The sequence below is a fragment of the Gorillibacterium sp. CAU 1737 genome (assembly GCF_039888655.1).
Taxonomy (GTDB): Bacteria; Bacillota; Bacilli; order Paenibacillales; family NBRC-103111; genus Gorillibacterium.
The window spans coordinates 691,127-702,940 of record NZ_JBDQQO010000001.1 but is presented as its reverse complement, the minus strand read 5'-3'; the positions used below and the strand labels follow the sequence as shown (position 1 = coordinate 702,940).

Genomic DNA, 11,814 nt, shown 5'->3' with positions numbered 1-11,814 from the left:
GTTAACTTTATCACACGAAATATCGATTCTGTTACGAAACAGCATATGAATATTAGTAATACAGATAATACACCACACGGATTTCTTTAACCCGTCCCGAAAATGGTGAAACCGTCGGGATGCTGATATAATTGACTAATTGTTGAACAAACCTGCAAGTCCGAGAAGGAGGACCTAATGGACCCACTTGCTTACAACAAACGAACCATCCTTAAACGGCAGATTGCTTCCCGTCACCTCCAAAAGGAGCGAAGTCTGTGGGTGTACCTGCCGCCCGGCTATACGGAGCTGGCCACTTATCCGGTCATCTACTGCCAGGACGGACTGGAATTCCTCAATTTCGGCCGGATTGCTACCCATACCAATTATCTTGTCCTTGAAGAGGGAATCGTTCCCCCGGTGATCGTTGGAATCGAGGTGGATTTGCCGGTCCGCACCGAGGAGTACTCCCCTGACGGAAGCCGATTTGACGAGTACAGTCGCTTTATGGTGGAGGAAGTGCTCCCTTCAATTGAACGGGAGTTCCCGGTTCGCAACGACATCGAAGGCCGTATTCTCGCCGGTGATTCTTTGGGCGCTACCGTATCGCTGCACCTGGCGCTGGATCATCCCGATCTCTTCCGCAAGGTTTTATCGCTGTCGGGTGCCTTCCTGGAACCCACTCTTCATCGCCTCTCAGAGGAGCAAGACCTCTCCCCCCTGGAGCTGTACCAATTGATCGGCTTGCAAGAGGAAGAAGTCAAGACCGATCGCGGCACCTTCGACTTCCTCGACCTGAATCGCAGGGCGAACCTCCTTTTTACCGAAAAAGGTGCCCGCGTTGCCTATGAGGAGGCGGACGGCAAGCACATCTGGGGCTTTTGGCAAACGAAGCTTTCAGACGGCATTCGCCATTTCTTGATGGTATAGAGATCCTATTAGACAGGAACGCTGTTTATCCCTGCTTATTCCTGCTTATTCCAGTGTTCCCTCAAGGAAGATTCTACATCAAAAAAAGACTCCACCCAACCGGGATGGAGTCTTTTTGTGCAAAATCATGCCCTCTTGCTGTACCAGCGCTCGGATTGTGATCTATTTCACCTGTCGTAGCGGCTGCGCAATTGCTCGATCATGGCCTGAATCTGCAGTTCCGGCAAGCCCGCATCCGAGATGAGCGCGGTTTCCCCCTGCTCAAGCAGCCAGCGATGAACGTCCTGCGCGAACGCTTCCGCTCCTCCGGGATAGCCGAGCTCCTGCAAGCTTGCCATCACTTCCGGTTGAACACGCGGATAGTCCGGCTCTCGAGGTGAGGAAGTCAGCGGCACCTGCAACAAGGAAGCGTTGTCCGACCCGCTCGATCCGCTGACCGCCCGATCATAGAAGGCTTTAACACGCTCTGCTCGCATCGAGCCGCTGTCCTGTACCACCGTAAAGCCTTGGACGACGAACGCCTTCGTCTGGCGGCGCTGGGCGATGCCGCAAAACTTTCGACCGCGGATGCTGAGGTCGTAATCGCCGGGGCAATAAGCCCCGCTGATCTCCCCTGCTTCCACGACGAGCCCATGCGGCGCAAGAGCGCCTTTTACGAGCTCCACCATGTAGCGGAAATCTTGCCGGAAGGCAAGTGAGCGATCAGGATTCGGCAGAATGATCGACGCATTCACGACTCCCGCATCGAGCGGAACGGCCGCCCCGCCGGAGTTGCGGACAAGCACGCAGTACCCTTCGTCCGCAAGCTCCTTCATCGCCTCCGCTGCCTGAGGGAGCCTCCGGTCGCGCAGGCCCATCACGAAGGCGCGCGGATGGCGCCACAGGTGGATCACAGGCGTCCGCCCTTCCCCCACCTGGCGGCACAGCAGCTCGTCCAGAGCGAAGGAGCGGGCGATGTCCTCATCCGCAGACACGTCCATGCGGTCGAGCACCTCCACGCGTGCGGGCCATACGTATGGCTTGGCACAGGATTCGCCACCGCAGGATTCCGCTGCTCTCTCCTGCTGCTCCTCTGCCGAACTCATGACCGGCCTCCGGCCAGCCGCTCCACTCCGTCCTTCGTGACAACGGCATACACGAGCGCCGGCTTCTCGACCGGTACTTCGCTTAACGTGAACGCCTTTGTGACGCGTGCCGCCACCTGGGCAACCACATCATCAGGGGAATTGACATGAAGCTCGGCGAGCGCCTCGCCCTTCTTCACGGCGTCCCCTACTCCCTTATGCAGGACAATGCCAACCGCGAGATCAATCTCCGCTTCCTTGGTTGCACGGCCTGCGCCGAGCGTCATGGCAGCGAGTCCGACTTCCTCGGCTTCGATTGCTTCCACGAAGCCGTCCGCTTGCGCCGGGATCGGCACCACGCGAGAAGCGGAAGTCAGCTTGCCAGGGTCGTCGATGACGGAGGTGTCTCCGCCTTGAGCAGCGACCAGCTCCTTCAGCTTGGCGAGGGCCAAGCCGTCGGCAATGCGCTCCGACAGAATGCTCCGCGCTTCCGTGAGGTCAGCGGCCTTCCCGCCCAAGCGGAGCATGTGTGAGCCAAGCGTCAGCGCGACCTCGGTGAGACGGGGCGAGCCCTTGCCGTGCAGGGCTTCGATCGCCTCCTTCACCTCAAGCGCGTTGCCGATCGAGTTGCCGAGCGGCTGCTCCATGCCGGTGATAAGCGCCACCGTCTCGCGCCCTACTTCGGTGCCGATCGCCACCATCGCTTCGGCCAGGCGGATCGAATCATCCAGCGTCTTCATGAAGGCGCCGCCGCCCGTCTTCACATCAAGCAAAATCGCATCCGCACCGGCGGCGATCTTCTTGCTCATGATGGAGCTTGCGATCAGCGGAATCGAATTGACGGTCGCGGTCACATCCCGCAGCCCGTACAGCTTCTTATCCGCCGGGGTGAAGTTGCCGGATTGCCCGATAATCGAGGCGCCGACTTCCTTCACCTGCTCGATAAACTCCTCGCGGGACAGCTCCGTCCGGAAGCCGGGGATGGCTTCCAGCTTGTCGATGGTCCCGCCGGTGTGGCCGAGTCCGCGGCCCGACATCTTGGCGACGGGCACGCCCGCTGCCGCCAGCAGCGGAACGAGCAGGAGGCTCGTCGTGTCGCCGACACCGCCGGTGGAATGTTTGTCCACCTTGATGCCCGGGATCGCGGCAAGGTCCATCTGCTCGCCGGAGCGAACCATCGCCATCGTCAGGCTGGCGGTCTCTGCTGCCGTCATGCCTTGGAAATAGACCGCCATCGCCCATGCGGCCATCTGGTAATCGGGTATTTCTCCTCGGGTGTAACCTTCGATAAGGAACGAGATCTCGGCTTCGGTGAGTTCGTGTCCGTCGCGTTTCTTTTGAATGACATCTACTGTACGCATAGGTTGTTTTCCTCCGTCGCTCTCTCTGTGAGGCTTTACAGCTTTTCCAAAATCGTCAGAATGAGATCGAGGAATTGATCCTTCACCCGGTCCGCCGTCTCCATGACTTCACTATGGGAGAGCGGCTGGTCGAGGATGCCGGCGGCCATGTTGGTGATGCAGGAGAAGCCCAGTACCTCAATGCCGGCATGACGGGCGACGATCACTTCCGGTACCGTCGACATGCCCACCGCATCTGCTCCCACTACCCGCAGCATGCGGATTTCCGCCGGCGTTTCGTAGCAAGGGCCGAGCATGGCGGCATAGACGCCTCGACGGAGACGGTAGCCCTTCTCCGCTGCAGCTTCATCTGCAAGCTTGCCAAGGCGTCTGCTGTATGGCTCGCTCATATCCGGGAATCGAACGCCCAACTCGCTCGCGTTCGGGCCGACTAGCGGGTTTTTGCCCATAAAGTTGATGTGGTCCGTGATGATCATGATATCGCCAGGGTCGAAATCGACGTTTACCCCGCCAGCGGCGTTCGTGACGATCAGCGTCTTCACGCCGAGCTTCTTCATGACCCGGATCGGGAACGAAACGGTATCGGCTTCATAGCCTTCATACAGGTGGAAGCGCCCCTTCAACAGGATGACCGCGCGGCCTTTCACCGTCCCCAGGACGAGCTCTCCTGCATGGCCTTCCACCGTCGAGACGGGGAATTCCGGGATCTCTTCATAAGGGAGCACCGTAGGATTCTCCACGAGGTCGGCAAGAATGCCAAGCCCCGATCCCAGAATGAGTCCGATCTCCGGCTTCAAGGGAGATTTGGATGCGATATAATCGGCACTTGCCGCGATGCGATCGAGAATGGTTTGGTTGGTCATGGGTTTCATCCTTTCTTCAGTTCAGACAGGAAGCTGGTTCCGTATTGGGGAAGAGCTACACCGAAGTTCTCTGCTACTGTGGCGCCAATGTCGCTGAAGGTGGCACGAATGCCGAGCGATGCGCCTCCTTTGAAAGCGGGACTCCACACCAGCAGCGGAGTGTATTCCCGCGTATGGTCGGTGCCCGCATGAATCGGGTCGTTGCCATGGTCTGCCGTCAGGATAAGCAGGTCGTCTTCATTCAGCTTGGCCATGATATCCGGCAGGGACTTGTCAAAGTCCATGAGCGCCTTGCCGTAGCCTTGCGGGTCGCGACGGTGTCCGTACAGCGAATCGAAATCCACGAGGTTCGTGAAGGCAAGTCCCTGAAAATCGCGGCTCATCGTCTCGATGGTAACCTCTACGCCATGCTCATTGCTCTTGGTCGAGGTAGCTTCGGTAACGCCTTCACCGACAAAGATATCGTTGATCTTGCCGATGGCGATGACATCCAGCCCTGCGTCCTTCATCGTGTTCATCACGGTCGGTGCCGGCGGCTTCACTGCGTAGTCATGCCGGTTCGGCGTCCGTTTAAAGTTCCCCGGCTCTCCCTTGTAAGGACGGGCGATGACCCGACCTACGGAGTACTCCTCGGCGAACGTCAACTCGCGGGCAATCTTACAGGCGTTGTAGAGCTCATCCAGCGGAATGATGTCTTCGTGCGCGGCAATTTGGAATACGCTGTCCGCCGACGTGTAGACGATCCACGCACCAGTCTTCATCTGTTCCTCGCCCAGCTCGTCAAGAATCTCGGTGCCTGATGCCGGTTTGTTCCCAATAATTTTGCGGCCCGTGCGGCGCTCGAATTCATCCAGCAGTTCCTTCGGGAAGCCGTCAGGATAGGTATTGAACGGCACGTCCACCTTTAGGCCCATGATCTCCCAGTGGCCGGTCATCGTGTCCTTGCCGACCGAAACTTCAGCCAGCTTGCCATAATACCCTTGCGCACTGGAAGCCGGAGGGACATTCTTCAACTCGGCAATGCTGCCAAGACCTAGCTTCTGCATGTTCGGAAGAGCGAAGCCTTCCACTCTTTCGGCGATATGGCCAAGCGTGTGGGCCCCTTCATCATGAAATTGCGGGGCATCCGGCAGCTCGCCGATTCCCACGCTGTCGAGTACAATCAAACAAATTCTACGAAACGTCATGATCTGACTCCTCCTTGAAGGTAAAAAGCCCCGAACCGGAGCTTTTCCTAATCCATCATTCGTCATGCCAATGCACTTATGCCCTTATCATTCTTCCGTTCCTCTTGGATCATGTGCGCTCGTCCAACCCATTACCCAAGTTCGACCACAGCCAAGCAAGCTGCTTCTCGTTACGAGGAGTGAGGGGCCGCTTCCTCCCGGGCTCGCGGATGAGTCCGGTCATACACTTCCTTGAGGTTGTTCTTCATCGTCTGCATGTAGATCTGGGTGGTGGATAGATCCGCATGACCAAGCATCTCCTGTACAGACCGGATATCCGCTCCGTTGTCCAGAAGATGAGTAGCAAACGAATGCCGAAGGGTGTGAGGCGTGATCTCTTGCTCGATCTGCGCCTCGCGGGCATACTTCTTGATAATCTTCCAGAAGCCCTGACGGGTGAGCCGTGTACCCAGGTGATTGACGAACAGCGCCTCTTCCTCGCTCGACTGGCGAAGCAGGAAAGCCCGCATCTCCGAAAGGTAAAGCTTCAGCCATTTGGCCGCTGTCTTGCCGATGGGAATCACCCGCTCGCGCCGGTTTTTGCCGCTGCATTCGATGAATCCGAGCTCAGGGTTCACCTTCCCGACATCGAGCGAGATCAGCTCTGTCACACGCATGCCGGTGGCGTACAGCATCTCCAGCATTACCTTGTCCCGAATGCCCGCAGGCGAATCGGTCTCCGGCGCCTCCAGAAGCTGAATGACCTGCTCCACACTGAGCACATGCGGAAGCCGCTTGTCCACCTTCGGCGCATCCAGCTGGAGAGCCGGATTCCCGCCATCAATCACCTGCTTGTCTGACAAGTATTGATAGAACGAACGGATCGAGACCAGGGAGCGTGAAACCGTCGAAGCGGCTCGCCCCCGATTTTTCAGCTCGTGAAGATACTTTTGAATATGTACCCGCTTGGATTCGCGGATATCGGCGATTCCCTGCTCATGCAAATAGGCGAGGTATTGGAAAATGTCCCGCTCATAGGAATCCAGCGTATTGGGTGCTAAGCCTTTTTCCGCAGTCAGGTGGTGAATGAAGGTTTGAAGCGATGCTTCCATAACGTCAGTGCCCCTTGTCCTATGGTTCCCGGATGAAAAGCCTCCGCCCACTTCATTCCACACAAACGAGAATAAATCCTGCTTGTTCCCCGCGAAAATCGTTCACAACCTCTTCATTCCCCTAACTCGTAGAACAAAAGCAATCGAGAAAGACGGGATCCGCTCCCCTCTTGGACTACGGGGTCTGCCAAGACCGGCGTAACCTCGCCGTTGCCCGATCGAACGGTTTGCAGCCAATGCGCCACATCGGCGGTTAAGCCATGAATCCCATAGGATCCCATCAGCAGAAGCACAACAAAGGCTGTCCGCTTCAACAGCCTTCTAAGCGAAATGACCATGTCCCTTCCTCCTTACAAGTTCAGAATCTCCTTGTAGGTAGACTATGATCGAGGTACCCGCGGTATGCTCCCTAATAAAGAACACCCTCTTTGGGCGCTAGGGCGCATTAGAGGGTGCTGCTGCTGTATGGGATGGGCGGAGTCTTCTGCTTGTTCTTCTCCGCGCAAGATTTGCATATGCCCTGAAAGTCCAGGCGATGATCCAACACCTTGAAGCCGAACTCATCCTCCAGCCGGGCTTCCAGTGGAGCCAGCCAGTCTTCGAGAATCTCGTTCACGGATCCGCACTGAACGCAGATCATGTGGTGGTGATGGTGTCGGGCCCGATCGTTCCGAAGGTCATAACGGGCTACGCCGTCCCCGAAGTTCATCTTCTCCAGCACATGCAGTTCGCTCAAAAGCTCCAGTGTCCGATAGACCGTTGCGAGTCCAATTTCAGGAGCCTTGTCCTTGACCAGCATGAACACGTCTTCCGCACTCAAATGATCCTCTTCATTCTCCAAGAGAACACGCACCGTGGCTTCACGCTGGGGTGTCAGTTTGTAGCCCTGGGATTGCAATTGATGTTTAATTTTCTCGATTCGGGCTTCCATACTCTACCTCCTCGCGCGCAAGTTGCTACTATTTATTATAGGAGGAGAGCTGTCGCAAAGTCAAACAGTTTCCTTGAACATGCCGATCAGCGAGACGAGGTCTGGAGCGATCGGCTTCATGAGCATAGGCGATAAGTAAGCTTCATAGAGGGAGACCCCGGCCGTCAAGAGAACGAGCACAAATGCGAGTGAACAATACTTCACGAGCGGCTGAGAAAGCGACCCTCTTTGCTTGAGAAAACGATTTTTGACCAGATAGACACTGAAGGAAAGGGCCGATACGCTGCCGATCAGCATGACCGGGATGAGAATCAGGTTCTGCGGCACCACAGAAACAAGCGCAAACAGAAGACCCTTCCAGGCGTATTCCCCGACCAGGAACCCGATCGTAAAGCCGATGAGAGCCCCTTTGAAAAAGTCCAGTACAAGAATCAGCGGCAAGCCGATCACCGACAAGCCGAGCAGCCAGATGAGCAGCGTCCACTTCACATTCATGCTGAAAATGGACCAGAACGTCCGCGCCGAGTCCGGCTGTCCGCCCTGAATCATCGACTCAAAAAAATGGCCGAGGTGGCGGCGAATGTCCTGGGTCATGTCGAGGGTTAGCGCGCTGACCAACACGACCCCAAAGACAACACCGGTCGCAAAGATGGCAAAGACGAACAAGTAAAAGGAAAGGTTGGTTCTCACGTGGGTCGCAAGCTTGCGGTTTCCTTGCATGGCGGGCAGCCTCCTTCGAGACAAGAGTCCTTGTCCCATTCCCTAATGCTTATGAGGCTGCCCGTCAAAACATGCTCTGGAGCACGCTATTCCTGTTTCATCAGCTTTCCGTAGCGCCCGCCGCCGCCTGAGCTGACGACAAGCCTTCCCTCCCGGGATGCGAGAATGGCCGATGCGACCTTGTCCCCCGCCGCTTCTGTCAGTTCGGCAGCAGAGGTGCGATGCAGAATATTCATTTCGGTCCCGAACCGGTCCAGCAGCTTGGCGAGCAGCTTGGGCCCAAGCCCGGGGATGAACTCCAGGGGAGCTTGATGAATGTATGGCGGCCGCTCGGTCAGAGCCTGTCCTTCCGCTCGGTCTGCCCGCGCTTCTATGCGGTCAAAGACCCCTCGGACGATGCGCGTGCTGCCGCAATAGAGACAGCGCTCCACCGCCTGTTCCGATTCATCCACGATGGAGGAACAAGCCTCACAGTAGGTGCGGTGGTACTTACCGAGCCTCGGGTTCAAGCCGTAGTTCCCTGTCACCGCTCGTCCTTCTCTTCCCTGAAGAGCCATGACGACCTCGCGGAAGCTCATCTCCTCGACCCGCAAGCGGTTGTACTCGCGGCCAATCTTGGGGAGCGAATGCGCATCGGAATTGGAAAGGAACGGATAGCGGTCCAATTCCGCGATTCGCTCCCCCATGGAGGTATCCGCACTAAGGCCCAATTCGATAGCGGCCACACCGTCCGGGTCAAGCAGCGTTGCCAAATGATCGGTACAGCTCCCGTACAGTCCCTTATGAGGCGTGAAGACGTGAGCGGGGATCAGGATTCCGCCCAGCGCCAGAACCTCTGCTTGCAGAGCGCGTGCCGGCGCCTTCAGCTTCTGGGTACTGAGCGTCACGTTGGTCATCCGCGGCTTCAGCCAGGCCGTGAGGCGCTCCATCTCGGATAGCCCCGGCAAGTAAGCCAGCAGATGCGCCGGTCCGGTTCCCGGATCCTGCACCTCGATTTCACTTCCCAGGAGAAGCACGGTCTGCCGGTAGCGCAGGCCTCCTCCCGGAACCTCTTCCATCTCCCCTCGCTTGAGGCAGGAGCGAATGTCCTCCTGCACCGCGGGCGAGGCACAGTCGATGATGCCCACGAGGTCCATTCCTTTGCGCTCTGAGGCTTCTTTCGCGATGTTCTGGAAGGTCAGACTGCGAGCACCTGTAATCTTGACCGGAATGCCTTGCTCCGTTCGTCCAATGTGAACATGAAGGTCGGCAAACACCTCTCTCATGCTCGTTTCGCGCTCTCCCGAAGGACCAGCAGCTCCCAGGCTTGGACCGCCAGGATGGTCTTCGCATCCGCAATCTTCCCATTCTCGATAAGTGCCTTGGCTTCATCCAGCGTGATGGCAGCGCAATCGAGGAACTCATCCTCGTCGAGGTGAGCTTCACCTGCTGTCAAGTCCTCCGCCAGGTAGAGATGCAGCAGTTCATCGCAGAAGCCTGGAGCGGAGTAAAAGGAAGACAGCTTCTCCATCCTTCCGGCTGTATAGCCGGTCTCCTCCTGCAGCTCCCGCTCTGCTGCGGCGAGCGGGTCTTCTCCCCGTTCCAGCTTGCCTGCCGGAATCTCGACGAGGTTGCGGCCCAGTGCCTTGCGGTATTGCTCAACGACCAGTACCCGTTCCCCTATACGCGCCAGCACGCAGACCGCACCCGGATGGCGTACGATCTCCCTCTTGGCCTTTCCTCCATCGGGCAATTGCACCGTCTCCACATCGACGTCTATGATTTTCCCCTTGAAGATCGACTTGACCTCCAGCGTGATTTCCTCAAAGCGTTGTTCCGAACTCATGCGTGCACTCCCTCTCGAACTCTTGGTTAGAATGATCCCCTCCAAAGCCATACTCGTGCTTCTTGGGGACAAGCGTCATACTTTGCCAGCGATCTTCATAGATTGTAACACAACCGGACCTCACCGGAAGTTTTCGGGAAAAGAGGCGTTTCTTATGAAAGTCTATGTGACGAACGGCGGCATGCGCATGGTCGGCAAGGCATGGGAAGTGAGAAACAAGTTGAAAGAAATGGCGAAGGAAACGGAGAAGCAAGACGTCCCCTTCACCTCCCTACTGCCAAAAACGCCTTCCAAGCGAAAAAGCAACAACCGCAGCTGAGCCTTGCTTGAAACCGCTACTGAAAGCGGGTTATACCTGAATGCTCCTTGAGCATCATTCTGGGTCACATGGAGCTTCCCGTCCATCCACTCCCCAACCGTCCGCTTGCTCGCTTGCTAGCAAAGCCACTTAAACCTGCCAAAGTCGGCTTGGGTTCAAGTGGCTTTGTTCTTTCATCGCGAGTGAGTCTGGGTCCGTCGACCGGCTTCTCGCTGGGGCGAGCTTACTTGCTCAAGCTGCCCGTTTCCTCCACGAGGGCCACAAACGCCTGGGTCAGTCGGACGATATCCGACGCCAGGATTCGTTCAGTCTTCGTGTGGATGTTCTCGTACCCCACCGACAGGTTCACGGTCGGGACCCCATGCCCGTTAAATACGTTGGCATCGCTGCCGCCGCCGGAATGGAAGGTTTTTGGTTCTGCGCCGATACGCGCGAGCGCCTTCTTTGCAAGTTGGACCACAGGGGCTTCATCCGTAAACTTGAAGGACGGATAGAGCAGGTGGCTGCGGAATTCGCAGGTTCCGCCCAGCTCGGCTGCTGCTTCTTCGCTAGCGAGACGCATGGACTCGACCTGCTTGCCCAGCTTATCGGTGTCCAGGCTGCGGGCTTCTGCTTCCAGAACGACTTTATCGACAACAATGTTGGTCGCCCCCGTCACTCCGCCGTAGAAGCTACCAATGTTCGCTGTCGTTTCCTTGTCGATTCGGCCAAGACGCATCTTGGATACGGCGCGGCTTGCAATGTTGATGGCGCTGATGCCATCCTCCGGGTTCACGCCTGCGTGCGCGGATTTCCCCGTGAAGGTGATAAATACCTTTTGCTGAGACGGGGCAGCGACGGCGATCCCGCCGATGGCTCCATTCGAATCAAGCGCATAACCATAATCCGCGTCGAGCCATTTCGGGTCCATGGCCCGGGAGCCGTTAAGGCCGGACTCTTCGCCAACCGTAATCACGCATTGCAGCTGCGGATGCTCCGTCCCCTGCTCCTGCAGGACGCGAATGCCCTCCAGAAGAGCGGCAATGCCTGCTTTGTCGTCACTGCCCAGGATGGTCGTGCCGTCGCTTCGGATGTAGCCGTCCTCGCCCAGCTGCGGTTGAATGCCCTTCCCGGGCGTAACCGTGTCCATGTGGCAGGTGAACATTAGCTTTGGAGCGTTCGCTCCCTTGCCTTTTGCCGGAAGGGTGCAGATGAGGTTCCCCGCTCCATGCCCGGTCTTCTCCTTGGTGTCGTCTTCTTCCACGGTAAGGCCGAGAGCGCCGAATTTCTCCTTCAGGACAACCGCAATCTCTTCTTCATGCTTGGTCTCGCTGTCTACGCGGACAAGCTCCATAAACTCTTCGATCAATCGATCCTTTTGCACCATGGGACTTCCCTCCATCGCTTCGATTAGGTAAACTGAACCTATTGGGTCTAGCGTGAGCTTGCAAACCCAGTAGCTCATGAACTCTCATCGTGTGTTTCCAATGCCAAGTGCCCGCGAGGCTTGCTTTCTTAAGGCCGTTCGGATATGGCACTTCTATGTAGCTTGCGCTATAGCGCGC

The 11,814-nt window shown here is 57.1% G+C and carries 13 protein-coding genes; 2 read left to right on the top strand and 11 right to left on the bottom strand.

Annotated features, from left to right (window positions below; all coding sequences use genetic code 11):
* Positions 1-177: 177 nt before the first annotated feature.
* On the top strand, positions 178-909 hold the full coding sequence (locus tag AAFN83_RS03270) for an alpha/beta hydrolase (RefSeq protein WP_347767023.1): 732 nt from the start codon (positions 178-180) through the stop codon (positions 907-909).
* 167 nt (positions 910-1,076) lie between these two features.
* On the opposite strand, the gene AAFN83_RS03265 is transcribed toward AAFN83_RS03270, so the two are convergent.
* The 10 genes from AAFN83_RS03265 to AAFN83_RS03220 all read right to left on the bottom strand — a co-directional run bounded on the left by AAFN83_RS03265 (position 1,077) and on the right by AAFN83_RS03220 (position 9,951).
* On the bottom strand, positions 1,077-1,994 hold the full coding sequence (locus tag AAFN83_RS03265) for a lipoate--protein ligase family protein (protein ID WP_347767021.1): 918 nt from the start codon (positions 1,992-1,994) through the stop codon (positions 1,077-1,079).
* Positions 1,991-3,334, bottom strand: a complete 1,344-nt coding sequence (locus tag AAFN83_RS03260) for a pyrimidine-nucleoside phosphorylase (protein ID WP_347767019.1) — start codon at positions 3,332-3,334, stop codon at positions 1,991-1,993. Before AAFN83_RS03260 ends, AAFN83_RS03265 begins: the two co-directional genes overlap by 4 nt.
* Before the next feature lie 35 nt (positions 3,335-3,369).
* Complete coding sequence (locus AAFN83_RS03255; RefSeq protein ID WP_347767017.1) at positions 3,370-4,197, bottom strand: purine-nucleoside phosphorylase; 828 nt, start codon at positions 4,195-4,197, stop codon at positions 3,370-3,372.
* 5 nt (positions 4,198-4,202) lie between these two features.
* Positions 4,203-5,384, bottom strand: coding sequence for a phosphopentomutase (deoB, locus tag AAFN83_RS03250; RefSeq protein ID WP_347767016.1), 1,182 nt, complete (start codon positions 5,382-5,384; stop codon positions 4,203-4,205).
* Positions 5,385-5,554: 170 nt separating this feature from the next.
* Positions 5,555-6,475, bottom strand: a complete 921-nt coding sequence (gene xerD, locus AAFN83_RS03245; RefSeq protein WP_347767015.1) for a site-specific tyrosine recombinase XerD — start codon at positions 6,473-6,475, stop codon at positions 5,555-5,557.
* A gap of 113 nt (positions 6,476-6,588) precedes the next feature.
* Positions 6,589-6,813 (bottom strand): hypothetical protein, encoded by a 225-nt coding sequence (locus AAFN83_RS03240; protein ID WP_347767014.1) that lies wholly within the window; start codon positions 6,811-6,813, stop codon positions 6,589-6,591.
* A 107-nt stretch (positions 6,814-6,920) separates the two neighbouring features.
* A complete protein-coding gene (fur, locus tag AAFN83_RS03235; RefSeq protein ID WP_347767012.1) occupies positions 6,921-7,406 on the bottom strand; it encodes a ferric iron uptake transcriptional regulator in 486 nt (161 codons plus the stop codon).
* A gap of 60 nt (positions 7,407-7,466) precedes the next feature.
* A complete protein-coding gene (gene spoIIM, locus AAFN83_RS03230) occupies positions 7,467-8,126 on the bottom strand; it encodes a stage II sporulation protein M (protein ID WP_347767010.1) in 660 nt (219 codons plus the stop codon).
* Positions 8,127-8,212: 86 nt separating this feature from the next.
* Positions 8,213-9,391 carry an endonuclease Q family protein gene (locus AAFN83_RS03225; RefSeq protein WP_347767008.1) on the bottom strand — a complete coding sequence of 393 codons (1,179 nt, stop codon included), beginning with the start codon at positions 9,389-9,391 and terminating at the stop codon, positions 8,213-8,215.
* Positions 9,388-9,951 carry an NUDIX hydrolase gene (locus tag AAFN83_RS03220; protein WP_347767006.1) on the bottom strand — a complete coding sequence of 188 codons (564 nt, stop codon included), beginning with the start codon at positions 9,949-9,951 and terminating at the stop codon, positions 9,388-9,390. The genes AAFN83_RS03225 and AAFN83_RS03220 overlap by 4 nt, the downstream gene beginning before the upstream one ends.
* Positions 9,952-10,105: 154 nt before the next feature.
* Between AAFN83_RS03220 and mciZ the strand changes: the two genes are divergently transcribed.
* Positions 10,106-10,270: a Z-ring formation inhibitor MciZ gene (gene mciZ / locus AAFN83_RS03215; RefSeq protein WP_347767004.1), complete on the top strand. Its 165-nt coding sequence runs from the start codon at positions 10,106-10,108 to the stop codon at positions 10,268-10,270.
* A 223-nt stretch (positions 10,271-10,493) separates the two neighbouring features.
* On the opposite strand, the gene AAFN83_RS03210 is transcribed toward mciZ, so the two are convergent.
* Positions 10,494-11,636 carry a M20/M25/M40 family metallo-hydrolase gene (locus tag AAFN83_RS03210; RefSeq protein WP_347767003.1) on the bottom strand — a complete coding sequence of 381 codons (1,143 nt, stop codon included), beginning with the start codon at positions 11,634-11,636 and terminating at the stop codon, positions 10,494-10,496.
* Positions 11,637-11,814 lie beyond the last annotated feature (178 nt).